We start from the raw sequence: 26425 nt of genomic DNA on the forward strand, positions 1-26425 counted from the left end.
CCTCGCACCTCCTGCGTCGGGCTGTGGGCTTTCCACTATTATCCCTAACGCGAGTGCAGTACTTAACACCAAAATTTGAGTTAAAAAATATAATAAGCGTACCGTTAAAAATCTAGGGACGACACCTTATAACCGTTGCCTAAAAGCGTTTTCATAACCTCGGGATTTCCGTTAGTAAAAAATTGCAATTTAGGTTTAAGCATAGCCTCATTTAAAAGATTATATTCTTTTAAAACCGCCTTGGTTTGTCGTGCTACAGCTTCGCCAGAATCAATAATTTTAACATGCTTTGGTAATAATTCTAACAGAATAGGCATTAAGTAAGGGTAATGCGTGCAACCTAAAACCAAGTAGTCTATATTAGCTTTAATCATAGGCTCTAAATAGCCCTTTAAAAGCAATTTCATAGCTTCGGTATGCAGTTTACCAGCTTCAATTAACTCTACAATACCATCTCCTATTTGCTCTACAATAGTAACATCTTTAGCAAATAGTGTAGCCGTTTTAGAAAACAATGCGCTACTTAAAGTGCCTTTAGTTGCCAATATACCAACCGCATGCGTTTGGGTTTGTAAAGCAGCAGGTTTTATAGCTGGCTCAATACCAATAATAGGCACATTATATTGCGACCTTAAATACGTTATAGCATTTGTTGTGGCGGTATTACAAGCTACTACAATTAGCTTACAATCTTTATTAAGCAAATACTCCGTATTTTTTATACTCAGGGCTAAAATAGCCTCTTTCCCTTTAGGACCATAAGGCGCATTAATACTATCGGCAAGGTAAATAGTATGCTCAAAAGGTAAAAGCGCGTGTATTTCTTTCCAAATGGAAGTTCCTCCAACCCCAGAATCAAAAATACCAATAGCCTGCTTACTCATAAGTATAACAAAAATAAAAAAGCTGCCTTTATAAAAGACAGCTTTAAAAATTATTTTATAGTAATTTTATATTAGATACCTAATTGCTTCTTTACATCGGCAAGAATATCTGTACCATTAGCTACAATTAATGTTGCTCTATCAATTACATACTCGTATCCTTTAGCTTTAGCCACTTCGTTAATAGCTTTCATTGCAGCTTCTTGAATTGGCTTAAATAACTCAGCTTCTTTAGTTGCTAAATCTTTTTGAGCATCTGCTCTAAATTGTTGAATACGTTGTTGTTTTTCTTGAAGCTCTAAACCTCTTTTTTGGTTTTCTTCGTCTGTTTTTGTAGCAGCCTCAGCCTCGTATTGTTTTACTGTGTTTTGATATTCCGTAATAGATGCTTGAATATCTGTTTGGTAAGTTTTACCTAAAGCCTCAATCTCAGCTTGAGCAGATTTAGCTGCTGGCATTGCTGCAATTAATTCTTGAGTGTTTATATGCGCAACTTTACTTTGTGCTTGCGTAAAACTAACGGTTGCAAAACATAGAGCGATTGCTAATAAAAAAGTTTTAAATTGTTTCATTTTTAAAAAGTATTAAGTGTGTTAAAATTAATTATTGTTGTTTATACTGTCTTTTGCCTTTTGGCGTTCTTCTAATATTTGTTTTTTTCTTTCTTCAAGGGCTTTTTTTCTAGCTTCCCTCTCTGCTAATTTTTTTTGTCTGTTTTCTTCAATTAGTTCTGCCTTGGTTTTAGTAGCTGCAGCTTCTGTTTTAGCACCTGCCTCCGATGCTTCTGCATTAGCTCCTCCTGGTGCACCTGGAGGTCCCGAAGTACTATCTCTAGCATCTAATTTAGCTTGTTTAGCCTTTTCTCTGTCTTCTAATACCTTCTGGCGTCTAGCTTCTGCTTCTTTCTTTTTAGCTTCTCTAGCTGCCAAAATTTCTTGTCGGCGTTTTTCAACAGCACTTTCTCTTTCAGCTTTCTTTTCTTCCAAAGCTTTTTCTCTAGCTTCAAGTTCTTCGTTAATTTCCGGAATTAACTCTTCCTCTTCTGCCGCTTTACGTTCTGCCTTTGTGGTTGCTTGCTTGCGTTTAGAAGTTCGCGTTATACTCCTTAATACCTGCTCGCTAACATCAAATTGTTTTGCCGAGAACAACATTACAGCATCCGAAGATTTATCGAAAATAAAATCATACTTTCTACCTTCTGCCATATCTTGAACGGCTGCAAATATTTGGTCTTGTATAGGTTGCATTAATTGCCTTTTCTGGATAAATAAATCGCCATTAGGACCAAAACGTTTTTGTTGATAATCTAAGATTTCATTTTCTTCAAAAGTGATATCCTCTTCACGCTCATCAACTAGCTCTTTTGTTAAAAGTGCTTTTTCATTACTAAGGTCTTTTCGCTTTTGCTCGACTGCAGTTAATTTAGATTGAATCTCATTTTTCCATTTCTGAGCCTTATCATCCAATTGCGCTGTTGCTTCTTGATACTCCGGAACATTCTCTAAAATATACTCGGTATCTATATAAGCTATTCGAACTCCACGTTGAGCGTTCGCAAAAAAGCTTAGCATAAAAACTAATGTCAGTAAATAAAGAACGTTATTTTTCATCTGTTAATATTTTATAATTTCTTGGTTATTAATTCTAAAACGACAGATGATTTTTTCTGCCTTTTAGAATTGCATCTTCAAAATTAACGAATTTTAACGTTAAAAATTTCAATTCTGTTGTAAATCATCAAAGTGTTATTAGAAAATATCGTGCCAAAGTATTTTTTCTACCTAAAACTGTTGTCCAATTATGAAATGTGTTTCCCATCCGTTCTTAACTGTTTGCCCTGGTAGTGGGTCGAAACCATGACCAAAATCAATACCTAATAAACCAAAGGCAGGCATGAATATACGTATACCTAAACCGGCAGATCTATTGATGTTAAACGGATTAAAATCCCTAAAAGAATCTGAAGATGCACCACCTTCTAAAAATCCTAAAGCATAAATTTTAGCCGATGCTTTTAAAGTAATTGGGTAACGAAGCTCTAACGAAAATTTATTATAAATACTAGACCCATCTTGCGATGCTTGCCCTGTACTTTCATCTAAATGTGTTAACGATTGGTTTGGATATCCACGTAATTGCACCACTTCTCTACCATCTAAAGAGAAATTACCTAAACCATCACCACCTAAATAAAAACGTTCAAAAGGAATTACACCCCTAGCATTATTATATGCGCCTAAAAAACCAAATTCTATTTTAGGTCTTAAAACTAAATTTTTGGTTATTTGAGTGTACCACTCTCCAGAAAATTTAACTTTATAAAATTCTAACCAATTATAACGTTTTTGATCTATTTCTGCAATTTCGTTATTCGCTGCAATATAATCACGATCTGCAGTACTTGATGCATTAGAACGACGTTCTAAGGCTTCATCATAATCTTCAGATAATTCCTCATAATCTACACCATTAAATAACGAGTAAGGCAACGAAAATTTTGTTGAAAACGAGAAGTTAGAACCACCTGTTGGGAAAATTGGATCTACACTTGTGTTATTTCTACTAAGGCCAAATGTATAAGATAAGTTATTTGAAAACCCATCACCAAATGTAAATAACCCCGTATTGTAGTTATTTAAATCGTAACGTTGGTAACTTATAGCCTGAGATAAAGTAAAATAATCATCAGGTACTTGCAAACGTTTTGCCAAGCCAAATGTAATACCTGTAATATTAAAACTTTTACTTTTATCTGCATTTCCAGTATTAAAATCAAATAAAAACTGTTTTGTATGTGATAATGATGTAGAAAACTGCACTGGGCGTTTACCACCTAACCAGGGTTCTGAAAATGAAAAACTATATGTTTGATAAAAACGACTGGCCTGTAAGCGTAATGCTAATTTTTGGCCATCGCCCATGGGAATTGGTTTATAGGCCTCTTTTTTAAATATGTTTTTAATAGAGAAATTATTAAAGGACAATCCAAGTGTGCCAATAAAGCCCCCGCCTCCATAACCACCTTGAAGCTCAATTTGACTAGATCCGGTTTCTTTAACGGAATATTCCATATCAATAGTTCCTTCAACAGGGTTAGGATTATTAAAGTTTGGTGAGATTTCTTGAGCATCAAAAAATCCTAATTGCCCAAGCTCTCTAACAGTTCTTACTACATTTGCTTTACTATAAAGCTGTCCTGGTCTAGTACGTAGTTCTCTATAAATTACGTGATCGTTAGTTTTATCGTTACCTACAACACTTACAGTGTTAAAATACGCCGGTTTACCTTCAGATATTCTTACCTCAATATCAATTATATTATTATCAGCACTTACCTCAACAGGGTTAATGCTTGAAAATAAATAACCATTATTTTGGTATTGATTTGTAATATCCTGCGCATCTGGTTTAGAGTTATCTGCAATACGCTCTTGCAATAAAATTCCGTTATACGTATCGCCTTCTCTAATACGTAACAATCTACTTAATTGATCGTTGGTATAAACTGTATTACCAATAAAATTAATTTTACCAAAAGTATATGGTTCCCCCTCTTTAACATCGATAACTAGAGATATGGTTTTATCATTATTATAAATAATACTGTCTGCTAATATTCTAGCATCTCTATAACCATTTTCTTTATATGTATCTATAACATGACCTAAATCTGCTTGGTACGTTGAATCAATAAATTTTGAACGTTTTAAAAGTCTTATACGCTTAATTTGCTTGGTTCCTTTCATGCTTTTTCTAAGCTGTTTATCACTTAGCACATCGTTACCATTAAATGTAATGTCTTTAATTTTTACTTTTTCACCTTTATCAATATTAAGCACCATATTTACCCTTGCTGTTTCGATAGAATCTTTAACTTCTACAGTATTTATATGTACTTTGGTATTAAGAAAACCTTCTTTTTTGTACTTTTTAGTAAGGAAATTTTTGGTAGTTGTAATTAAGTTTTCGGTAACTTTAGTTCCTTTTCTTAATTTATTATCTTTAATAATGCCTTCGTGCTTACCTTTTTTTACGCCGTTAATTTTAAGCTCGTTTAGTTGTGGTAAATCGGATAGTTTTATTTGTAAATGTGCTACGTCGCCTTCAATTTTAGTCACATAAACTTCAATGTCACTAAATAATTTAGAGTTCCAAAGTTTTTTAATAGCATTACCTATATCCTCTCCAGGTATAGTTATTTCTTTACCTTTTCTTAAACCAGAATATGTAATAATAGTTTGTTCACTAAAGGTAGTATTACCAGATACTGTTATTTCTGCTAAGGTATACTTAGTACCCTCGTTGAAATTTGAATTTTGGGCATAACTATTTAAGCAACTGATAAAAAATAATAATGATAAACAGCGTTTAAAATAGGTATGCGTAGGTGTTTTTTTAGCTAAGTTGTTCACTTGTTTTCCCAAATCGTCGTTCTCTTTTTTGATATTCAATAATAGCTTCATACAAATGTTGCTTGGTAAAATCTGGCCATAAAACACTTGTAAAGTATAATTCGGCATAAGCGATTTGCCATAGTAAAAAATTGCTTATACGCTGCTCTCCACTTGTTCTAATAAGCAAATCTACATCTGGTAAATTTCGCGTGTAAAGATGCTCATTTATAATTGATTCATCAATATTTTCGGCCGAAATTATACTATTTTTAACTTTAATACTAATTTCTTTAACACTGTTTATGATTTCGGCTCTAGAGCCATAACTAAGCGCTAGAGTTAAAGTCATTCTAGAATTTTGTTTTGTACTTTCAATAACTTCGGTCAATTCTTTATAAACTTTTTTAGGCAATGCTTCTAATGATCCTATTGCTGCCAATTTAATATTATTGTCTTGAAGTGTTTTAATTTCTTTTTTAAGAGATGACACCAAAAGTTTCATTAAAGTTTGCACTTCTAGTTTTGGCCTGTTCCAATTTTCGGTAGAAAAGGCATATAAGGTTAAATTTTCTATACCTAACTCTGCACAAGCCTCTACTGTTTGCCTTACCGATTTTGTTCCGTTTTCATGACCAAAAGCACGCAACATACCCTTTTGTTTGGCCCAACGCCCATTACCATCCATAATAATGGCAATATGTTTTGGTAACGATTTTTTAAGTACGTGGTTTTTTAAGTCCATTTTAATCTATGCAATAACAAGGGTTTTCTCCAAATGTATAGGTAAAAGTTATTCCTGTAAACATGTACCAATCATTATTATTTATATTTCCAAAACGAAATTGTTGTAGTTCTTCTGAATCGGGTAAACTACCATCTAACTCGTCCGAAAATGTATATCGCGCTCCTACTTCAAGGCCTAAGATAAAGTTTTCTAGCACATTGGTTTTAAAACCTAGTACCATTGGAATACCAAATGCCCAACTTGAAGTATCTTCGGAGGTTTGAATTCCGCTACTAAAATAAGAATTATCGTGGTAAGCCATAGTAATTCCAGAGAACAAATATGGTGTTCCTAACCTTTTACCCGAATGTAAATTAAAATCTATAAAGGTAAGTTCCATTCCTAAAGACAATTCTGTGATTTTAGTTGAAAACTCGTAACCACGTTGAATACGCCTAGGATCGTCTGAGTTTGTGTCTATACCTTCTAATTCGCTAAAAATTATTGAGGCACGATACGAGTGTCTTTTACTTCTATTCCATCTATACATACCACCAACGGCTAGTTGGTTTGGCGATATATAATCGGTAGCACCAACATCTCCAATAAAATTACTTCCTCCTAAAAACACACCAATTTCGTTAATTTGTGCGCTACCTAGCTGGGTGCTTAATATGCTTAATATCAATATGATTAAATGCCTCATAAATATTCAAAAGTTTGCAAATATAATTAAATAACATTAGCTCATTATAATTTGAGCCTATTTGTATGGTTTTAAAACAGAAATTCTATTAAATTATTGCTTTTTATTGAAAGGATTATTAAAGACTATAAGTACTTTCTGATGGATTATTGGTATTAGATTTTAAAACAGCATAGTGTTTAATTTGCATATAGAAACTGACTTATGGTATTACTCCCAAATTTAGCGTACAGGTTTGCGTTAGAGATTGTACTTATCGGAGTCAAAGGGTTTGGTAACCCGCCTGCCTGCCGGCAGGCGCCCAAAACTTATTTATTACGTTTATCTTCGCCCCAAAGAAGCTTTTTGCGAAGGGTATCTAGAAAGCTTTCGTCTAGTAAATCGATCATTTTAATTTTAAAATCGGCTTTCTTAATTTTAATAAGCGTTCCATTATCTAGAGTTGCAATTCTAGAGTCTAGAGATATTAAATGTTGTTTTTCGCGACCATGCACTCTTAAATGCACCTCGGTTGAATCTGGAATAACAAGCGGGCGCGCACTTAAATTATGTGGTGCTATTGGTGTTAATACAAAACTACTTGAACCTGGTGTTATTACAGGACCGCCGCAACTTAATGAATAACCTGTAGAACCTGTTGGGGTAGATACGATTAAACCATCGCTCCAATAGGAATTTAAAAATTCGTCGTCTAAATAGGTATCGATAGTTATCATTGCCGTGGTGTTTTTACGACTTACCGATATTTCGTTTAGTGCAAAACTCATGGCCTCGATATCTTTATTGCCCGACGATGTTTCTACGGTTAATAAACTGCGTTCGGATATGCGATATTTACCATCTATTATATTTTGTATGGCTTTTTCAATGGCATCTACTTGAATTGTTGCCAAAAACCCTAAACGCCCCGTATTTATACCAATAATTGGAATACCCATATCTTTTACAAACATGGTGGCTCTTAATATGGTTCCATCGCCGCCTATACTTACTAAAAGATCGAAACTTGGATCTAGCTCTGTAAAGGTTTTGTATTTGTGATAGCCTTTAATATCATGAGGCTCTTGGTCTATTAATTTATGAAATTCTGTCTCGATATAAGCTTCTATACCTTGATTTTCAAGATAATTAAAAAGGGTTTCAACAGATTTTGGTGTTGTGGTATTATAATATCTTCCGAAAATGGCAACCTTCATAAATTAAAATTACATGTTTAAATATTTGTTTAAATAATCTGATCGCTCCTTTAAGGTTTCAATATAGCCATCTTCTTCGTGGCCAGAAACTATGTTATAACTGTACCTACGAAAGGTTTGAATGATTTCGTTTAGTCCGGTATTTCCTATTTTTAAAGTAACTTGAACTAGATCGGTATTCATTTTAGAAATAAAGGCCCCTAGCAACTTACCATCGTTAGACTCTACAATTTGGCTAATTTCGCTAAATGAATAATCGTTAATACCTTTTTCTACAACTAGAATACCTCCCGCTTCAGAGAAAAAAGGCGATTCGCTAAATAAACTAATAACATCGTTAAGCTCATAATAACCTAAGTACTCATTTTGCTCATTTAAAACCGGCATAATATTAGCCGAATTTACTGCAAAGGCTTCTAAAACATCTAACCAAAGTGTGGTATTTCTAACATAAAAATCTTCTAAAGCATACAAATAGGTTTCAATAGCTTTTTCACCATCAAAACAGTGCGCATCGGTATCGGAAAAACACCCCAAATAGGCACCATTTTCATTTTTAACCGGAATATGCGAGTACGTAAGCTGATTAAACAATTGTTTTAAATCCCTTGTTTCACTCTGGTTGCTTAATGGCGTTATGTCGTTTATAATAAGCTCTGAAAGTTTCATACTGTAACTCCTATTTTTATTAATACTATAAAATGTTTTGTTTTACACTGATAAATTATAACTGTAATTTATTGAAAAGCGTATTTTATTGCAATCCTTTATAGAACTGCAAATTAATCAAAAAAATAGTATCTATGGCTGTTCTACTTTGTATTTTTGCACAATTAATTTGAGGGTTTCTTAAATTAAAAAATTTCAAATACATTCTATTTTAAAATATGTTAGATGACTAAGCTAAGTGTTAATATTAATAAAATTGCGACTTTAAGAAATTCTAGAGGTGGCGATGTACCAAATGTTGTTGAATTTGCAAAAGACGCACAGCGTTTTGGAGCACAAGGTATTACCATACACCCTAGACCAGACGAAAGACATATTCGCTACCAAGATGCACGCGATTTAAAACCGGAGGTTTACACAGAATATAATATTGAAGGCAACCCAATAGAATCTTTTATGAATTTGGTTTTAGAGGTTAAACCAACACAGGTTACCTTAGTGCCAGATGCCGTTGATGCTATAACTAGTAACGCTGGCTGGAACACCATTAAACATAAAGATTTTTTGGTTGATGTTATTAAGGAGTTTAAAAATAACGGTATAAGAACCTCTATTTTTGTAGATCCAGTTTTAGAGCAAATTGAAGGCGCTAAAGCCACAGGAACCGATAGAATTGAATTATACACCGAAGCCTTTGCACACCAATACGGTTTAGGAAACAAAGATGCTATTACCCCGTATTTAGAGAGCGCCAAATTAGCAAATAGCTTAGGCTTAGGCATTAATGCAGGACATGATTTATCTTTGGATAACATCCAGTTTTTTAAAGAAAACATCCCAGATTTATTAGAAGTATCTATAGGACACGCTTTAATTGCCGAAAGTTTATATTTAGGCGTCGAGAACGTTATACAAATGTATTTACGCAAGCTAAAAGCATAAAGTTAATCCTTACTAAGTATAAGGAAGCACACCATTGTAAGTGAAGCGACAAAAAACAAATTAAAACATAAAAAATTAAATAACAATTCCCCTCCGCTAGAGGGATAAATGGAAGCCAAATGATATTACACTCAAACATATTAGGAGAAGGAAAACCTTTTATTATTCTTCATGGCTTTTTAGGCATGAGCGATAACTGGAAAACCCTAGGAACTCAATTTAGCGAACTTGGTTTTCAAGTGCACTTAATAGATCAACGTAATCATGGACGTAGTTTTCATGACGATACTTTTAACTATGAGGTATTAGCCGAAGATTTAAAACAGTATTGCGATGCACATAATCTATCTGATATTGTTTTACTTGGTCACTCTATGGGAGGCAAAACAGCCATGTTATTTTCTACATTATACCCAGAACTCGTTTCAAAATTAATAGTAGCCGATATTTCTCCTAGATTTTACCCAGTGCATCATGATGCCATTCTAGAAGGCTTAAGCGCATTAAATTTTGATACCATTACGTCTAGAACCGAAGCAGACAAGGCTTTAAGTCGATACGTTTCCGATGTTGGAACCCGTATGTTTTTATTAAAAAACCTATACTGGATTGAAAAAGGAAAACTAGCTTTACGCATTAACTTAGAGGTTTTAAAACAAGAAGTTGCCGAGGTTGGCGAATCCTTACCTAGTTACTCGAGGTTCGAAAAAAACACGTTGTTTTTACGTGGTGACCGATCAGAATATATTGGTGTTGGCGATGAAGCTTTAATTAAAAACCATTTTCCAAAGTCTAATATCGTTACCATCTCTAACGCAGGACATTGGTTACATGCCGAAAACCCTAAAGAATTTTCGCAAGCTGTAATTAATTTTGTAAATTGATTTAAAAATAACACACATGAATCTAATATTAAGACTTTTATTAAATGCTGTAGCCGTATTCGCTTTAGCTCACTTACTTTCCGGAGTACAAGTAGATAATTATGTTACAGCCATAATTGTAGCCTTAGTATTATCCATTTTAAACCTTTTGGTTAAACCACTTTTAGTTATTTTAACCTTACCTGCAACCATACTAACTCTAGGCTTATTTCTTTTAGTTATTAATGGCGCAATAATTCTATTAGCAGATCAATTTATAGATGGTTTTGCTGTAAATAGCATTTGGTGGGCTATCTTATTTAGCATCTTACTATCTATACTTCAATCCATTTTACAGTCCTTACTAAAAACAGATAAAAAGTAGTTAAGCAGCTGTTGTAAATCAAGTAATTAAAAACTTTGTTAGGATGTAAAAATATACTATTTTTGCATCCCAATTTTAGTAACAAAAATTGCAGGTTTTAAAACAAACCTTTATTGTTAAATGCCTGATTTAAGGCTTTATATCATTTAAAATGAATATTACAAGAGAAAACGTTGATGCATTAAATGCTGTAGTAAAAGTAGATATCGCTAAAGAAGATTATAGCGATAAGGTTGAAAAAATATTGGTAGATTACCGCAAAACAGCAAACATTCCTGGATTTAGAAAAGGACATGTGCCAATGGGTATGGTAAAAAAACAATACGGAAAAGCTGTTTTAGTAGACGAGGTTAACAAACTATTACAAGATGCTTTAAACAAGTATTTAACTGAAGAAAAATTAGATGTTCTTGGGCAACCATTACCAAAAATGCAGGATGAGATTGACTGGAATGCCGAAAAATTTTCTTTTGAATTTGAATTAGGTCTTGCACCAGAATTCGAAGTGGAATTAAAAGGAAAAAAAGCCATTACACAATACAACATCGTTGCAGACGATAAAATGATTGATGAGCAAGTTGAACGTATTCAAAAACAATACGGAAAATTAGTATCTCAAGATGTTGTTGAAGCAGATAGCGAAATTACTGGAGCTTACACAAACGAAGAAAAAGAAATAAACAACACCGTAACGTTAACACTAGATAAATTTAAAGGCAAATCAACTGCAAAACAATTTATTGGTGCTAAAGCTGGCGACGTTATTACTTTAAAAACTAAAGGCCTTTTTGAAGATGATCACGATTTAATGCACGCTTTAAAATTAGGTCATGACGATGTTCATGGTTTAGATATTGAAGTAAACTTTACTATTTCGGAAATCAACAAGCGTGAGCTTGCAGATTTAGACCAAGACTTATTCGATAAACTTTTTGGTAAAGATGTTGTAACATCGGTTACTGAGCTTAAAGCAAAAATTAAAGAAGATGCCGAAAAGCAATTTGTACAACAAGCCGATCAAAAATTACTAAACGACGTTACTGAGTATTTAGTAGAAAACACAAAATTCGATTTACCTGCAGAGTTTTTAACAAAGTGGATGCAAACTGCTGGTGAAAAAGAAATGGATGAAGAACAAGCCAAAGAAGAATACGAAAAGTCTGAAAAAAGCTTACGTTACCAGTTAATTGAAGGTAAATTAATTGAGGCTAACAATGTGCAAGTAACCATGGAGGACATTAAAGGTCATGCCAGAGAAATGATTAAAGCACAAATGGCTCAATTTGGTCAAATGAATCCTTCTGATAAGGAATTAGATGATATTGCAGCTCGTGTATTAGGAAACCAAGATGAAGCACGTCGTATCTCAGAGCAATTAGTAAGTCAAAAATTACTAAACATTTACAAAGAAAAAGCAAACCTTAAGGTTAAAGAATTAAGTTACGAAAACTTTGTTAAAGAAGTGTACGGCGACAAATAAATAAATTAAAAATGCTTATATTTAAGCGCTTAAATCTGCGGGTTTAAGCGCTTTTTTATTAAAAAAGAAGTTTTAATTTAATTTTCATAAGCTCACTTACATGTAAGTCAAGAGTTTAGCTCACAAAATATAGAAAAGATTATGGATTACGCTAAAGAATTCGAAAAATTCGCGATAAAAGATCAAGGTATTAGCAGCACATATTACAACAAGATTATTAGTAGTATGTACCCTACTAACTTAACACCTAACATTATAGAAGAACGCCAAATGAATATTGCCGTTTTTGATGTATTTTCTCGTTTAATGATGGATAGAATTATTTTTCTTGGTACCGGAATTAACGATCAGGTTGCCAACATTGTTCAAGCGCAGCTTTTATTTTTAGAAAGTACAGATGCTAACAAGGATATTCAAATTTACATTAACTCTCCAGGAGGTAGCGTTTATGCAGGTTTAGGTATTTATGATACGATGCAATTTATTAAACCAGACGTAGCCACTATTTGTACAGGAATGGCAGCTTCAATGGGAGCCGTTTTATTATGTGCGGGTGCTAAAGGAAAACGTAGTGGTTTAACACACTCTAGAGTTATGATACACCAACCATTAGGTGGTGCGCAAGGGCAAGCTAGTGATATTGAAATTACAGCTCGCGAGATTTTAATTCTTAAAGAAGAACTGTATAAAATTATAAGTAAGCATTCGGGGCAGGATTACGACAAAGTATATGCAGATAGTGATAGAGACTACTGGATGAAGTCTGATAAAGCGAAAGAATACGGTATGATTGACGAAATTTTGGCTCGCAAATAAATTATTTGTAATTTTAAAGAATTGTTAGAGAGGTATTTATAACCTTTCGCTCCAAAAAATAATAAGATTAATGGCAAAGGAAGAATTAGAATGTTCGTTTTGCGGTCGTAAAAAACCTGAAACTAACTTGTTAATAGCAGGCTTAGATGCTCACATCTGCGACAGATGTATTGAGCAAGCGCATGGTATTGTAATAGAAGAGTCTAAACAAAGTGATAGCAGCGATTTATCTGCAGAATTAAAATTACGTAAGCCTCAACAAATTAAAAATTTCCTTGATGAGTATATTATAGGCCAAGGCGCTACTAAAAAAGTAATGTCTGTTGCCGTATATAATCATTACAAACGTTTACTACAACCACCTTCAAAAGATGATATTGAAATACAAAAAAGTAATATCATTATGGTTGGGCAAACTGGTACCGGAAAAACCTTAATGGCAAAAACCATTGCTAAAATGTTAAACGTACCATTAGCTATCGTTGATGCTACTGTTTTAACCGAAGCAGGTTATGTTGGTGAAGATGTAGAAAGCATCTTAACACGTTTATTACAAGCCGCAGATTACAACTTAGAAAAAGCCGAAAAAGGCATTGTGTTTATTGACGAGATTGATAAAATTGCTCGTAAAAGCGATAACCCATCAATTACACGCGATGTATCTGGTGAAGGTGTACAACAAGCCTTATTAAAACTTTTAGAAGGCACCGTTGTAAATGTGCCGCCAAAAGGAGGACGTAAACATCCAGATCAAAAATTTATAGAAGTAAATACAGAAAACATTTTATTTATTGCTGGTGGTGCTTTTGATGGTATTGATCGTGTAATTTCTAAGCGTTTAAACATGCAAGCAGTTGGTTATAGTGCTTCAATGTCTGATGAAGTTGTAGATCAAGAACATTTACTACAATATATTATACCAAAAGATTTAAAAGATTTTGGTTTAATACCAGAAATTATTGGACGTTTACCTGTACTAACATACATGGATCCGTTGGATGCCGATACACTAAGAGCTATTTTAACAGAGCCTAAAAACGCCATTATAAAACAATACAAAAAGTTGTTTGAAATGGATGAAATAGAATTCTCTATATCTGATGGTGCCTTAGGATTTATAGTTGGTAAAGCTATAGAGTATAAATTAGGAGCCAGAGGATTACGTTCGCTTTGCGAAGAAATTTTAACCGATGCCATGTTTGAATTACCAAGCAGCAACGAAAAGAAATTAAACGTAACTAAGGCTTACGCCGAAGAAAAGCTTACTAAAACAACCTTAAAGAAACTAAAAGCAGTTTCATAAATTATACTATTTTATTATTCTTCTTACAAGGTTAACAAAAAGTTTAAAACAAAAAACCACGCCAATAGCGTGGTTTTTTTTATACTGTAATTCCTATTATTCAACTATAACAAACTCTACACGTCTGTTGGTTTGTAAATCGCTTTCAGAACAGCTAGTTTTACAATCTACCAATGGTTTAGACTCTCCATATCCTTTAGACACTAAACGCGCTTTAGAAATGCCATTTGTAATTAAATAATTAACCGCAGATGCAGCACGCTTGTTAGACAAGCTCAAGTTGTACGATTCTCTACCTTTATTATCGGTATGTGCGTTAACCGCTAATTTCATATCTGGATTTGCTTTTAAAACCTTAACCACTTTATTTAAAGTGATAAACGATTCTTCTTTTACATGCCATTTATTAAAGTTAAAGTAGATGTTTTCAAGCACAATGCGCATTTCGTTTTCCACTTTAGCTATTACGGGCTCGGTAGTATGTAATTCTATATCCTTTTTGTAAGTGGTTTCGCTCCCGCTATTGGCAAAAAAGTTAACTGTAGCAGCTTTAAACCCTTCTTTCTGTGTTGATATCCTATAGGTTTCAAATGGAGACACATTAAAACTAAATGTAGCATCTTCGGCTGTAATAGTTTTTGCAATTTCATTTCCTTCATCATCTTTCAAAATTACTATTGTATTTGGTAATTTAATTTGCGTTTCTAAATCTAAAACTTCTCCTTTAATAGACTGTACAATTTCATTGTTTGTTGCTGTATAAATATCAAAACCACCTTTACCATTTGGCCTGTTTGAAGATACATAGGCTTTATTTCTAGCAGCTAAAAAATAAGCTATTTCATCGTATACTGTATTTATGGTATTCCCCATATTACGTGGTACTTGAAATTCATTTTTAGAATTTTTACTTACAAACAGGTCGTAACCTCCAATATTTTCGTGCCCAGTAGAGGCAAAATATAAGTATTTATTGTCTGGTGACAATGATGGGTATTTTTCGTTAGCAGTAGTATTAATGGTATTTCCTAAATTTTTTGGTTCTCCTAAAGTACCATCGGCGTTAATAGTTGATACATATAAATCGAACCCTCCAATGGCGTCTGGGTAATTTGCCGAAAAATATAACTTATCGCCTGTGCTATTAACAAAAGGAGTTTCTATAGACACATTAGCCTCGTTAACACTTAAAAGTTGGTTATTTATCCAATTACCATGAGAGTCTTCTTCCAACTCTGCTTTGTATAGTTTAAATTCAAGCGAATTCTCTTTACTACTTCTAGTGTAATATACGGTTTTTTCGTTTGGAGAAAAGGTTAATTGGTCTTCACTATCATTAGTATTTATAATTCGACTAAACAATAAAGGCGAACTTAAAGATCCATTTCTATCGATATCCAAACAAAATAACTCCTTGAAAGCCTCATGTGTATTAGGATCAATTTTAGCTAGTCCTCCTATTTTTTTAGAGGACACCATAATTAACTTGTTTCTAAAAAACCCTGAACCAATTTCGGCGTATCGTGTGCTTACACCTGCATCTAGTAACTCGAAATTAAAACCATTGCCGCTTATTATTGATGGTTTTGCTCTGATATAGGAGGGTAATATTTTGGTACTATAAGGCGAACTATTAAAATCTATGGAGCCGTTGGGTCCTTGAGCAATAATAAAATTACAAGTCAGAACAATGAAAAAACAAAGTTTAGTTTTCATTATGAGAGGGTTTAGGATTAATGAATTTTAAAAGTAATATAGAATTAAAAGATTAATAAATTTATTTGATTAAAAGGTAATTAAATTCGTTAACAACCTGTTTTATAACAAAATGTAACGAAATAAGACCAAATAAAATTAATAAGCAATTAAATAACAGTCAATGTACCGGATAGAAGTTGTATTTTATTTAAAAAAATTACTATAGGCCTAAAGCACTTATTATCGTAGTTTCTTGTAAGGTATTAGGCCTAATGTTTATGCTCCTACCTTTTCTAGTAAAATGATGAGTAACGAAAGTACTTTCCAAGTGATAAAACACACTTTATTGGTCCTACCTATATAAGAAAAATTAAACGTATTGTACGAGAATAAATAGAATTGAAAATTATTTTTAATAATTTTTATAAATAATTATACTAAAGAAAGTATTTATTGCTAATTCTTTTTTTATACACCACTAAACAAAGTAAATATAACTCTATTAAGACAAAAAGTGTATATTTGGCTACAAACCAAAACAATTTATAATGAAAAAACCAATTAAATTACTTCTATCCTCTTTAATTATTGTCCTTAGTTATTCGTGTGACAGCAACGACAACGAAGATACTAACGATAACAATATATCTGGAAACTTAAGTGTAGAAGAAGGAAAAGAGCAGTTAGAAGATAACAGTATTAAATTACTAGATAAGATTGAAGCCTTTGAAAGTAATGATGCGTTAAACGAAATTGTTGAATTAGCTGAATTCTTATCTACAACCAACTCTAGTAAACCTGCTGGCTTTACGAAAAAAGTATTAGGTACTATAAACAATGTTGCTGCATTACAAACAGAAAGCCAAGACCCAGTAATATTTAATGCAAAACAATCTGTTTTACTAATAAAAGATACACCTCTTGCCAATGATTTTGAAGAAGAAAAGGGTATTTACCTATGGAATTCGGACACTGAAGAATTTGATAAAACTGGAGATAGTGATGACTTGATTTATAACATTAACTACAATGGCAAAGTTGCTGTTTTTAGCGTTACAGATTTTGTAACACAAGAAACTAGTGATATCGATCTAGAAGAAGTACCTACTTTAGCTAAAGCAAACTTAAAAATTAATAACACTATTGTTTTTACACAAAGCTACTCTGGTTCTTTTGAAAGTAATGGTTTAGTTCCTAATAATATTAATAATGAAACAACCTTAGGAGATTTTACATTTTCAACAGCTTTAAATAATGCTAACGATAAATCCTTAACCCAAACTATTAATTTAAAAATTGATGATTGTGTTATTTTTGGATTTAACAGTAATGTTAATGGTGATTTTAGTGATGAAGATGCAGAAATCGACGAGGCTCTAGATAATGCAACCGTAACTTTCCAATTTTTAGATGCTAAATTTGTTACTAGCGCCGTTGATGATAATTTTGATGCCGATAGCGACTTAACCATTGATGAGCAAATCGATTTATTAAATTCTAACGTTAATAGCGAGTTAAGCATTAACAATAAATCGATAGCTAAAAGTTTATTTTATAAAGACCAAAGTACATATACCGATTTTGTTTACAACTCTAGCACAGAAAACTACGAAGAAGTTGAGGTTAGTGAAGATATTGTAAATGTAAAATTCTTATTTGAAGATGGTACATCTAGTGATTTTGACACATATATTGATGGATCTTTTACTGAGTTAGAAGACAAATTTGACACAGTTTTTGAAGCTTACGAAAAGCTTTTTGAAGATCTCAATTAAATATTAGACTTAAACACTACTAATCTAAAAGGAATAAAGGTTACTAAAATTAAAATTTTAGTAACCTTTATTATTTTGGAATTTTAAACTTAACAGAAGTTACATTTTCGCCAGACCAATACCCAAAGGCACCATTACTAATATTTGTTTTAACCTCATTTGTAAAGGAAGAATTTTCTATAAAAGTTGACTTATCTCCCTTAACAGATTTCCAAAATTCGAACTGTTCTTTAGTTATAGCAATAAGCTTTAACTCAAATACTTTATTAACCTCTAGTTGATTTATTTTTACATGATTTTCAAAATCAACGTAAGTAACAATTAACGGAAATGTTTTTGTAGAAATGTTTTCGGTATTGAATATAAATGGTCCTGCAAGATTAAATTTATCTTCTTCTTCGTTTTTAATTAAAACTTTAAAATATCTACTTTCTATTGTTTTGTTATCTATTACTAATTCAATATCTTTAAAATTAGGGTTAATCACTCCATCTTCTAAAGATTCTACAAAGTTAACTTCTAGTATCTCAGGCTTTGAAGGTATAGTTGTTTTAGACGTAAACTGCATGTTTCTTATAGTTATAATCAAACTGTATACTCTATTAGGATCTCCCTGTATGGTGTTGCTTTTGTAAGAAAGAAAAGGAAACCTCGAATTGTCTTTTTTTAACGTTAATATTTCAGATGTTTCCCCATCAAAGAGTTCTACTTTTGCTTTAGCCTCTATAGATTTAGCTACTTCTAAGGAATCAATAACACCAGAAAAAGCCAAACTATTGGTTAAGTAAATTTCTGCGAAATTATTTTCAGAAATAACACCTTCAACAGTTAATTGATCTGACGATAAGACAACTTCCTGGTTTCTTACACAACTTACTAATAATAAAACTATAATAATTATTTTTCTCATCGTAATTTAGTTTAAAAAGAGAATAACCAATTTAATGTTGGTAAAAAAGGAAATAAATTATCTCGATCTTCAATAATTTCAACAAAGGCGTCATCAGAACTTCCATCGGTAGAGAAAGTTATTTGAAATGGGTTTTTATTATTGTAAATATTATATAATGTTAAATTTAATTTCGAACTCCAATTTCCTTTAGGTTTAAAAGCGTATGTACACGACAAGTCTAAACGATGGTAACTAGGAAAACGAGATGTATTTTTGGCTTCGAAATTAATAATAGGTCTTTCATTTATTATTCTTATGTCCCTAGGCCTTGTATAGTTTTGACCGCTAGTATATAAAAATAGTCCACCAAACTCTAACCTATTATTTAATTTATAATTTACTATAGTGTTTATATTAATTGGCCTATCAAAATTTGTTGGAAAATATTGCCCTTGATTTATATCTTTAAACTTAGCTATTGTTTTTGATAATGTAATAGCCCCTTGTGCTGTTAATTTATTTATTTTTTTACTTGCACTTAACTCTAAACCATACGCATTAAAGTGCCCCACCAAAATATCATCGTAAATATTATTTGAAAATAAATTATTTATTGAACCATTTTCAAATTCACTATAATTCGAAACATTTTTAAAAAACGTAGCACTATTAAATTGCAACCCATTTACCTCGTAAACGTAGCCTAAACTAACTTGATTTACTGTTTGAGGTTTTACAGTTTTAGTACTAATAACAAAAAAATCAGCAGGTAAACTAAAGGAGCTAATTGAGGCTTGGTGTATAAATTGCCTTAGCCTTTGGTAGCTAAATTTAAATGCTTGCTGGTCATTAAATTGATATTTAACACTTAATCTAGGTTCTAAACTAGAAAATATATTTTTACCTACTAAGGCATTGGACTGGTTTTTAAATCTGGTAAACCTTAACCCTGTTTTAAGTTTAACACTTTTAGAAATGGTTTGTTCAATATCTGCAAATAAACTAAAATCAGAATATTTAAAAGTGTCTTGATTTAAAATCTCTATAGGAGAGTTGTTTATACTAGCTAGAACTCGTTTTGGAAGAATTGTATTTGTATTATATTGAGCTCCAATCTTTAAAACATAGTTTGGTAAAGCCCATACAAAATGATGCTTTATTCCTAGTACATTAACTGTATTACGAGCTTGATAATCATAAACCACATCATCGGTTCCTATTGAAAACTCATAAAAACTATTACTCAGTGTTGTTTCGGAGCTTAACGTTTTATTAAACTTGTGGCTATAAGTCGTTCCTATTAAAAAATTTCCCCATTGTAATTGTCTATCCCTCCCCTTAGTTTTATCGTAAAAATCATCTTTAGTTATGTAAAGCATAGTTTCTACTTGGTTTTTATTAGATAATTTATAGGTGTGTTTTACTAAAATATCATATAAATAATAATTACTATCTTTTCCTAATATAGCATCCTTGTCTTTTATAAATGGTTTAAAAATCTCAAAATAAGTTCTTCTTCCGGATAGTAATAAATTATGTTTTTCATTAACCTTAATGTTTCCAGTTAATTTAGCTGATAGTAAACCTAAACTACCACTAAAACTTGTACTATCTGGAATTTTCAAAGTTTTTATATTAGTTACTGAAGATAATCTACCACCATAACTAGCATCAAAACCAGCCTTAGAAAACTCCAAAGATTCAACAAAATCTGAGTTTATCGCCGAAAACAAACCACCTAAATGCGCAGTATTATGTATATAAATGTTATCTAACAAAGTTAAATTCATACTACCGTTGCCTCCTCTAACGATAAGCCCCGACTGCCCTTCGGTTGCTTGTTGTACACCAGGAGTATATTGTAAAAGTTTAATTACATCCTTTTCACCTAATATAAATGGCTGTCGTTGAATATCTCTTTTTGAATAATAGATTTGATCTGGCACCGTGTTTTTTAGTTGACTACTAGAAAAACTTCTAAGAGTAACCAAAGATAACTCATTAATCTGTTGTTCTAAATAGATAATGTTTCCAATGGTATTTATATCTACAAATGTAGTTTTATAGCCTATTTTAGATAAAACGAGTATATCTCTATTTTTTATTTTAAGTAACGAGAACGTACCATCGTTTTTAGAATATGTTCCTTTATTTGTTCCCTTTATTTGTATTGAAACGTCTGTAATAGGTTTGTTTTTTACAAAATCAAACACTTTTGCTTTTATAATATTTTGACTAAAAGTCTTATTAAAACAAATAAAGATAAAAACAATTGGTATTATATACTTAAGTGGGTACATCCTAAAAAAAGAGAATAAAATATTTTGAATTATTTTTTTACGAAAATAAACACAATAATTGTATTAACTTTCTAAGTTGTTTACAAAAAAAGGCCTATAAACACAAAAAACCTGCTAACCAAATAAGGTAGCAGGTTTTTTTAGTTATTTAATTTGATTACCATCTTTATCAAAAAAGTGATATTCTAAGTATGTGTAAGCATCTCTTGGTAAAATTTTAACCCATTTTTTGTGCTCTAAAAACCATTTAGTTCGCACAGATGGAATACCTTTTGTTAAAAAGGCTGCTATAAAAGGGTGTGTGTTTAAGGTCAATCTTTTATAGTCTTTTTTAATTAGTCTTTCTAGGTCTTGATTAATTTTTTCAATCAAACCTATTGGTGCCTCTACTTCGGAACCATTAATAATCTCATCAGGATTTTCCTCGCGAGTTTTAATGTTCATTTCCGGACGAACACGCTGTCTTGTAATTTGTATCAACCCAAATTTACTTGGAGGCAATATTTTGTGTTTAGCCCTATCATCTTTCATCTCATCACGAAGATGGTTAAAAAGCTTTTGCCTATTTTCTGCATTGGTCAGGTCTATAAAATCTACCACTATAATACCTCCCATATCACGTAATCGTAATTGACGAGCCATTTCGGTAGCAGCTATTAAATTGACTTCTAATGCTGTATCCTCTTGATTATTTGCTTTGTTTGATCGGTTTCCACTGTTTACGTCTATAACATGCAGTGCTTCGGTATGTTCGATAACCAAATACGCACCTTTTGCCATAGATACAGTTTTTCCAAACGAGGTTTTAATTTGTCTTTCTATTCCAAATTTCTCAAAAATTGGATTTTTGGACTGATACAATTTAACTATTGATTCTTTCTCTGGTGCAATTTCCTGCACGTAATCTTTAATTTGATAATACAGCGTTTCATCATCTACAGTTATTCCTGTAAAGGTATCATTGAATATATCTCGTAAAATTGACGAGGCTTTATTCATTTCTCCTAATACTTTTGTAGGATGATGCGCTTTGTGTAGCTTTTTACACATTGCCGTCCAACGACTAAGCAAATTTTGTAAATCTTTATCTAGCTCTGCTACTTTTTTGCCTTGTGCTACCGTACGTACAATAACGCCAAAACCTTGAGGAGTAATACTCTTTACCAAGCGTTTTAAGCGATCTTTTTCTTCGCGATCTTCTATTTTTTGAGAAATAGATATGCGTGTCGAAAAAGGTACTAAAACAATATATCTACCAGCAATAGAAAGCTCTGAGCTTATTCTAGGGCCTTTTGTAGATATAGGTTCTTTTACTATTTGTACTAATAGCGATTGATTAGATTTTAATGCGTCGGTAATTTTACCGTCTTTATCAATATCTTTTTCAAATGGGAAATTTTTTAAAGAAAATTCTTTTAGTTTACCTGTGCTTACACGTTTTGTGAATTTTAAAAGCGAAGGTAGTTTTGGCCCTAAATCGTGATAGTGCAAAAATGCATCTTTCTCGTAACCCACATTAACAAATGCGGCATTTAGTCCAGGAACGGCTTTTCTGATTTTGGCTATAAACACATCACCAACAGCAAAGTCGTTACTATCTTCATCTTTCTGTAATTCAATAAGTTTTCCATCTTTTAATAAGGCAAAATCAACATCGTCAGAACTAGATCGAATGATCAATTCTTTATCCATTTAGTTAATTTTTGTCCCGATAAATCGGGATGGATTAAACATTATTTTTTCACAGGATTTTAATCCGTGGAGTTCAAACAACACCAAAAGGCGTTAAAAAATTATTGAACTCATTTCAATGAACTTGTTTGTTTTTTTAAACCAAAAAAAGTAGCTAATCTAACTACTTTTTTGATTTATTTTTTCTTCTTGTGACGGTTAGCGCGTCTACGTTTCTTACGTTTGTGCGTCGCTACCTTATGTCTTTTACGTTTTTTACCACTTGGCATAAATAGTGTATTTTTAAATTAATAATTCGTTTTATTACTGAACATCTTCAGCACTTTGTTACTTTATTTAACGTCTACATTTGTTTTAACGCCTTCAACAAATACTTTTGCAGGCTTAAATGCAGGTATATTATGAGCAGGTATTTTTATAGTTGTATTTTTAGAAATGTTTCTACCTGTTTTTTCAGCTCTAGTTTTAATAATAAAGCTACCAAAACCTCTTAAATAAACATTGTCTCCGCCTTCTAAAGAAGTTTTTACCTCTTCCATAAATGTTTCAACTGTTGCTTGAACATCTCCTTTTTCAATTCCTAACTTCTCAGAAATTTTTGCTACTAAATCAGCCTTCGTCATTTTAATATATTATTTTTTTGTTACTAATAATTCTAAAAGGGATGCAAATATATGCATTTAATATTCAATATTTCAAACCTAATTGACTAAAATTTAATATTATAAACGTTTATTTTTGTTTCCTCGATTAAACGATTTTATGATATTTTCAAAAACCATAACACATTGGTACTCAATAAATAAACGTAAATTACCTTGGCGCGAAACCAACAACCCTTATTACATTTGGCTATCAGAAATTATTTTACAACAAACACAAGTTATACAAGGTTTACCTTATTATGAAGCTTTTGTTAGCAAATTTCCGTCTGTTTTCGACTTAGCAAATGCCAATGAAAGCGATGTTTTAAAATTATGGCAAGGTTTGGGTTATTATTCTAGGGCACGGAATTTACACACCTCTGCAAAATATGTAGCAAACGAGCTTAATGGCGTTTTTCCTAATAACTATAAGGACATATTAAAATTAAAAGGTGTAGGCGACTACACAGCAAGCGCCATTGCATCTATTTGCTTTAACGAAGTTACTGCGGTTGTTGATGGCAACGTTTACCGAGTACTATCAAGGTACTTTAATATAGACACCCCCATAAATTCATCAAAAGGCGCCAAAGAATTTAAAACTTTAGCTCAAAAATTAATTGATGCAAAGCAACCCGCCGAGTTTAACCAAGCTATTATGGAGTTTGGTGCCACACAATGCAAACCTAAAAACCCAGACTGTAGCATCTGCCCTTTTAATGCTAGCTGCTTAGCACTAAAAAAAAATAAAATAGGCGATTTACCAGTAAAAATTAAATCCGCGAAAGCGAAAAAAAAGTATTTCAATTTTTTAGTTTTTATTTCTGAAGATGAAAAAACTATTATACAAAAGCGCAAAGGCAAAGGCATTTGGCAAAACCTATACCAGTTTCCTTTAATTGAAACCGACAATGAATTGACCGAAAAAGCGTTTAAAGAGCTCGTATTGCATCATGACTTATTAAAAGATAACGCGTTTAAAATGTCCTTATATAATAAGGAGTCGTTAATACACAAATTATCACACCAACATTTACACACAAAATTCTGGATTATTAATATTGAAAAGCTTCCTATTGAAGGCATACCCACCTCAAAAATAAGAGAATTTGCCGTTCCTATATTAATAGGTAATTTTATTGAAAGCTTCAATTTTTAGATGTTTTGCTTTAACAATCATATTTTTTTATTAATTTTAAATAAATGCAAAGCAATTCAGTAATTTTGCAAGTACTTAAACTATAAATTATGGCAGGTTCGTTAAATAAAGTTATGCTTATTGGAAATTTGGGAGATGATGTGAAAATGCATTATTTTGAAGGTGGTGGTTGCATAGGGCGATTCCCTATTGCTACTAGCGAAACCTATGTAAGCAAACAAACTAATGAGCGTATAACAAATACCGAGTGGCATAATATAGTAGTTAGAAATAAAGGTGCCGAAATTTGCGAAAAGTACTTAAGCAAAGGCGATAAAGTTTATATTGAAGGCAGGTTAAAAACCAGAAAATGGACCGACGAGAAAGGAAACGATCGATATTCTACCGAAATTCAATGTAATGATTTTACATTTCTTTCCACCAAAAAAGATAGTGAAAACAATAGCAGTGCGCCTACCGAACAAAAATCTGCGCCACCGGCAGCACCAAAAGCAAATAGCGAACCAATAGAAGAAGATAATGACGATCTTCCATTTTAATAATTTTCTCGATAACTTATCGAGTGTACTATGTTTAACTAAACCAGTTGTAATTGGATCCTGACCCCGCGAGTTTTATACTACTAATTATGGCAATTGATGTTTCGATTGTTTTTGGATTTGCATTATTAGTGCTACTTTTACTATGCTCTGCTCTTATTTCTGGAGCAGAAGTTGCTCTTTTTTCGTTAAACAGAAGCGATATTGAAAGCGGTTTAGAACAAAAATCTAAGCGTATTGAAATACTGTCGCAACTTTTGGAGCGCCCTAAAAAACTGCTTGCCACCATTTTGGTTGCTAACAACTTTATTAATATTGCCATTGTTATTTTATTTGCTTTTTTAGGCGACTTTATGTTTGGTAACATTAGCAATCCTACTATTAAATTTATCTTAGAGGTTGTAGTTATTACCTTTTTAATTTTACTGTTTGGCGAAATATTACCTAAAATTTATGCTAGCAGAAATAACCTAAAATTTGCCACCTTTATGGCATATCCTTTAAAAGTACTTGATGTTCTTTTATCGCCTATAAGTTTACCTATGCGCAGTGTTACATTAGGTATTCATAATAAACTAGGTAAGCAAAAATCTAATTTAAGTGTCGACCAACTATCCCAAGCACTAGAGCTTACCAGCGAAGAAGACACCACAAAAGAAGAACAAAAAATTCTTCAAGGCATTGTATCCTTTGGAAACACCGACACTAAGCAGGTTATGCGCCCAAGAATTGATATTTTTGCTTTAAATATCGAGCATAAATATTTAGATATTATGCCAGATATAATTGAAAATGGTTATTCTAGAATTCCCGTATATCGAGAAAATATTGATACCATTGAAGGGATCCTTTATGTAAAAGATTTATTACCGTACTTAGATAGAAAACAGTTTGATTGGACCACACTTTTAAGAGAACCTTTTTTCGTGCCAGAAAACAAAAAATTAGACGATTTAATGGCCGAATTTCAAGAGAAAAAAGTACACTTGGCGGTTGTTGTTGATGAATATGGTGGTACATCTGGGCTAATTTCGTTGGAAGATATTATTGAAGAAATTGTTGGAGACATAAGTGATGAGTTTGACGACGAAGACTTAATGTACTCTAAATTAGACGACAATAATTATGTTTTTGAAGGCAAAACAGCTTTAAAAGATTTATATAAAATTATTAGGATTGAAGACGATACTGTTTTTGAAGCCAATAAAGGTGAAGCAGAAACCGTTGCAGGCTTTGTTTTAGAAATATCTAAGAGTTTCCCTAAACTGAATAGTAAAATAAATTTTGAAAATTACGTTTTTACTATTGAGGCCATGGACAAAAAACGCATTAAACTTGTTAAATTTACCATTCTGTAACCACGT

Annotated in this window: 23 protein-coding genes; 10 read left to right on the plus strand and 13 right to left on the minus strand. The window is 32.2% G+C overall.

Annotation, left to right across the window (positions count from 1 at the left end; genetic code table 11):
• Window positions 1-104 precede the first annotated feature (104 nt).
• The 8 genes from murI to BMY96_RS01985 all read right to left on the minus strand — a co-directional run bounded on the left by murI (window position 105) and on the right by BMY96_RS01985 (window position 8573).
• Window positions 105-884, minus strand: coding sequence for a glutamate racemase (gene murI / locus BMY96_RS01950; protein ID WP_092848372.1), 780 nt, complete (start codon window positions 882-884; stop codon window positions 105-107).
• 71 nt (window positions 885-955) lie between these two features.
• Window positions 956-1456, minus strand: a complete 501-nt coding sequence (locus BMY96_RS01955) for an OmpH/Skp family outer membrane protein (RefSeq protein ID WP_092848374.1) — start codon at window positions 1454-1456, stop codon at window positions 956-958.
• Between the two features lie 27 nt (window positions 1457-1483).
• The gene (locus BMY96_RS01960; protein ID WP_092848377.1) at window positions 1484-2494 is read right to left on the minus strand and encodes an OmpH/Skp family outer membrane protein; all 1011 of its coding nucleotides are present in this window, start codon (window positions 2492-2494) and stop codon (window positions 1484-1486) included.
• A 171-nt stretch (window positions 2495-2665) separates the two neighbouring features.
• A complete protein-coding gene (bamA, locus tag BMY96_RS01965) occupies window positions 2666-5347 on the minus strand; it encodes an outer membrane protein assembly factor BamA (protein ID WP_092848379.1) in 2682 nt (893 codons plus the stop codon).
• Window positions 5280-6020, minus strand: a complete 741-nt coding sequence (gene uppS, locus BMY96_RS01970) for an undecaprenyl pyrophosphate synthase (protein ID WP_092848381.1) — start codon at window positions 6018-6020, stop codon at window positions 5280-5282. Before uppS ends, bamA begins: the two co-directional genes overlap by 68 nt.
• A 1-nt stretch (window position 6021) precedes the next feature.
• Entirely contained in the window at window positions 6022-6708 is a 687-nt protein-coding gene (porG, locus tag BMY96_RS01975; RefSeq protein ID WP_092848383.1) for a type IX secretion system protein PorG, read from the minus strand.
• Between the two features lie 308 nt (window positions 6709-7016).
• Window positions 7017-7904 (minus strand): NAD kinase, encoded by an 888-nt coding sequence (locus tag BMY96_RS01980; protein ID WP_092848386.1) that lies wholly within the window; start codon window positions 7902-7904, stop codon window positions 7017-7019.
• 9 nt (window positions 7905-7913) lie between these two features.
• Window positions 7914-8573: a CBS domain-containing protein gene (locus BMY96_RS01985; protein WP_092848389.1), complete on the minus strand. Its 660-nt coding sequence runs from the start codon at window positions 8571-8573 to the stop codon at window positions 7914-7916.
• Between the two features lie 225 nt (window positions 8574-8798).
• On the opposite strand from BMY96_RS01985, the gene BMY96_RS01990 reads away from it, so the two are divergent.
• From BMY96_RS01990 to clpX, 6 genes are all read left to right on the plus strand, one after another.
• Complete coding sequence (locus BMY96_RS01990) at window positions 8799-9515, plus strand: pyridoxine 5'-phosphate synthase (protein WP_092848392.1); 717 nt, start codon at window positions 8799-8801, stop codon at window positions 9513-9515.
• Between the two features lie 119 nt (window positions 9516-9634).
• Entirely contained in the window at window positions 9635-10399 is a 765-nt protein-coding gene (locus BMY96_RS01995; protein ID WP_175473492.1) for an alpha/beta fold hydrolase, read from the plus strand.
• A gap of 16 nt (window positions 10400-10415) precedes the next feature.
• The gene (locus BMY96_RS02000; RefSeq protein WP_092848395.1) at window positions 10416-10763 is read left to right on the plus strand and encodes a phage holin family protein; all 348 of its coding nucleotides are present in this window, start codon (window positions 10416-10418) and stop codon (window positions 10761-10763) included.
• A 151-nt stretch (window positions 10764-10914) separates the two neighbouring features.
• Window positions 10915-12243, plus strand: coding sequence for a trigger factor (tig, locus tag BMY96_RS02005; RefSeq protein WP_092848398.1), 1329 nt, complete (start codon window positions 10915-10917; stop codon window positions 12241-12243).
• A gap of 141 nt (window positions 12244-12384) precedes the next feature.
• Window positions 12385-13059, plus strand: coding sequence for an ATP-dependent Clp endopeptidase proteolytic subunit ClpP (clpP, locus tag BMY96_RS02010; RefSeq protein WP_092848401.1), 675 nt, complete (start codon window positions 12385-12387; stop codon window positions 13057-13059).
• Window positions 13060-13129: 70 nt separating this feature from the next.
• Window positions 13130-14362 (plus strand): ATP-dependent Clp protease ATP-binding subunit ClpX, encoded by a 1233-nt coding sequence (gene clpX, locus BMY96_RS02015; RefSeq protein ID WP_092848404.1) that lies wholly within the window; start codon window positions 13130-13132, stop codon window positions 14360-14362.
• A 96-nt stretch (window positions 14363-14458) separates the two neighbouring features.
• On the opposite strand, the gene BMY96_RS02020 is transcribed toward clpX, so the two are convergent.
• The gene (locus BMY96_RS02020) at window positions 14459-16078 is read right to left on the minus strand and encodes an OmpA family protein (RefSeq protein ID WP_092848406.1); all 1620 of its coding nucleotides are present in this window, start codon (window positions 16076-16078) and stop codon (window positions 14459-14461) included.
• A 530-nt stretch (window positions 16079-16608) separates the two neighbouring features.
• Between BMY96_RS02020 and BMY96_RS02025 the strand changes: the two genes are divergently transcribed.
• Window positions 16609-17835, plus strand: coding sequence for a hypothetical protein (locus BMY96_RS02025; protein WP_092848408.1), 1227 nt, complete (start codon window positions 16609-16611; stop codon window positions 17833-17835).
• Window positions 17836-17905: 70 nt separating this feature from the next.
• On the opposite strand, the gene BMY96_RS02030 is transcribed toward BMY96_RS02025, so the two are convergent.
• The 4 genes from BMY96_RS02030 to BMY96_RS02045 form a co-directional block, all read right to left on the minus strand.
• Window positions 17906-18745, minus strand: coding sequence for a DUF4249 family protein (locus BMY96_RS02030; protein ID WP_092848411.1), 840 nt, complete (start codon window positions 18743-18745; stop codon window positions 17906-17908).
• 11 nt (window positions 18746-18756) lie between these two features.
• The gene (locus tag BMY96_RS02035; RefSeq protein ID WP_175473493.1) at window positions 18757-20940 is read right to left on the minus strand and encodes a TonB-dependent receptor; all 2184 of its coding nucleotides are present in this window, start codon (window positions 20938-20940) and stop codon (window positions 18757-18759) included.
• Window positions 20941-21171: 231 nt separating this feature from the next.
• Window positions 21172-22719 carry an Rne/Rng family ribonuclease gene (locus tag BMY96_RS02040; protein WP_092848415.1) on the minus strand — a complete coding sequence of 516 codons (1548 nt, stop codon included), beginning with the start codon at window positions 22717-22719 and terminating at the stop codon, window positions 21172-21174.
• A gap of 332 nt (window positions 22720-23051) precedes the next feature.
• The gene (locus tag BMY96_RS02045; RefSeq protein ID WP_055442767.1) at window positions 23052-23342 is read right to left on the minus strand and encodes an HU family DNA-binding protein; all 291 of its coding nucleotides are present in this window, start codon (window positions 23340-23342) and stop codon (window positions 23052-23054) included.
• A 139-nt stretch (window positions 23343-23481) separates the two neighbouring features.
• Here BMY96_RS02045 and mutY point away from each other — a divergent pair, with 139 nt between their 5' ends.
• The 3 genes from mutY to BMY96_RS02060 all read left to right on the plus strand — a co-directional run bounded on the left by mutY (window position 23482) and on the right by BMY96_RS02060 (window position 26419).
• Window positions 23482-24522, plus strand: a complete 1041-nt coding sequence (gene mutY, locus BMY96_RS02050; RefSeq protein ID WP_092848418.1) for an A/G-specific adenine glycosylase — start codon at window positions 23482-23484, stop codon at window positions 24520-24522.
• Window positions 24523-24611: 89 nt separating this feature from the next.
• Complete coding sequence (locus BMY96_RS02055) at window positions 24612-25061, plus strand: single-stranded DNA-binding protein (protein ID WP_092848420.1); 450 nt, start codon at window positions 24612-24614, stop codon at window positions 25059-25061.
• 53 nt (window positions 25062-25114) lie between these two features.
• The gene (locus BMY96_RS02060) at window positions 25115-26419 is read left to right on the plus strand and encodes a gliding motility-associated protein GldE (protein WP_092848423.1); all 1305 of its coding nucleotides are present in this window, start codon (window positions 25115-25117) and stop codon (window positions 26417-26419) included.
• The last annotated feature ends 6 nt before the right edge of the window (window positions 26420-26425 follow it).

The sequence above is a fragment of the Algibacter pectinivorans genome, from assembly GCF_900112595.1.
GTDB classification, from domain to species: Bacteria; Bacteroidota; Bacteroidia; order Flavobacteriales; family Flavobacteriaceae; genus Algibacter_B; species Algibacter_B pectinivorans.

Excerpts from the sequence above, each read along its gene's own strand:
- murI (WP_092848372.1), bottom strand. The coding sequence starts at position 884 with ATGAGTAAGCAGGCTATTGGTATTTTTGATTCTGGGGTTGGAGGAACT.
- BMY96_RS01955 (WP_092848374.1), bottom strand. The coding sequence starts at position 1,456 with ATGAAACAATTTAAAACTTTTTTATTAGCAATCGCTCTATGTTTTGCA.
- BMY96_RS01960 (WP_092848377.1), bottom strand. The coding sequence starts at position 2,494 with ATGAAAAATAACGTTCTTTATTTACTGACATTAGTTTTTATGCTAAGC.
- bamA (WP_092848379.1), bottom strand. The coding sequence starts at position 5,347 with ATGAAGCTATTATTGAATATCAAAAAAGAGAACGACGATTTGGGAAAA.
- uppS (WP_092848381.1), bottom strand. The coding sequence starts at position 6,020 with ATGGACTTAAAAAACCACGTACTTAAAAAATCGTTACCAAAACATATT.
- porG (WP_092848383.1), bottom strand. The coding sequence starts at position 6,708 with ATGAGGCATTTAATCATATTGATATTAAGCATATTAAGCACCCAGCTA.
- BMY96_RS01980 (WP_092848386.1), bottom strand. The coding sequence starts at position 7,904 with ATGAAGGTTGCCATTTTCGGAAGATATTATAATACCACAACACCAAAA.
- BMY96_RS01985 (WP_092848389.1), bottom strand. The coding sequence starts at position 8,573 with ATGAAACTTTCAGAGCTTATTATAAACGACATAACGCCATTAAGCAAC.
- BMY96_RS01990 (WP_092848392.1), top strand. The coding sequence starts at position 8,799 with ATGACTAAGCTAAGTGTTAATATTAATAAAATTGCGACTTTAAGAAAT.
- BMY96_RS01995 (WP_175473492.1), top strand. The coding sequence starts at position 9,635 with ATGATATTACACTCAAACATATTAGGAGAAGGAAAACCTTTTATTATT.
- BMY96_RS02000 (WP_092848395.1), top strand. The coding sequence starts at position 10,416 with ATGAATCTAATATTAAGACTTTTATTAAATGCTGTAGCCGTATTCGCT.
- tig (WP_092848398.1), top strand. The coding sequence starts at position 10,915 with ATGAATATTACAAGAGAAAACGTTGATGCATTAAATGCTGTAGTAAAA.
- clpP (WP_092848401.1), top strand. The coding sequence starts at position 12,385 with ATGGATTACGCTAAAGAATTCGAAAAATTCGCGATAAAAGATCAAGGT.
- clpX (WP_092848404.1), top strand. The coding sequence starts at position 13,130 with ATGGCAAAGGAAGAATTAGAATGTTCGTTTTGCGGTCGTAAAAAACCT.
- BMY96_RS02020 (WP_092848406.1), bottom strand. The coding sequence starts at position 16,078 with ATGAAAACTAAACTTTGTTTTTTCATTGTTCTGACTTGTAATTTTATT.
- BMY96_RS02025 (WP_092848408.1), top strand. The coding sequence starts at position 16,609 with ATGAAAAAACCAATTAAATTACTTCTATCCTCTTTAATTATTGTCCTT.
- BMY96_RS02030 (WP_092848411.1), bottom strand. The coding sequence starts at position 18,745 with ATGAGAAAAATAATTATTATAGTTTTATTATTAGTAAGTTGTGTAAGA.
- BMY96_RS02040 (WP_092848415.1), bottom strand. The coding sequence starts at position 22,719 with ATGGATAAAGAATTGATCATTCGATCTAGTTCTGACGATGTTGATTTT.
- BMY96_RS02045 (WP_055442767.1), bottom strand. The coding sequence starts at position 23,342 with ATGACGAAGGCTGATTTAGTAGCAAAAATTTCTGAGAAGTTAGGAATT.
- mutY (WP_092848418.1), top strand. The coding sequence starts at position 23,482 with ATGATATTTTCAAAAACCATAACACATTGGTACTCAATAAATAAACGT.
- BMY96_RS02055 (WP_092848420.1), top strand. The coding sequence starts at position 24,612 with ATGGCAGGTTCGTTAAATAAAGTTATGCTTATTGGAAATTTGGGAGAT.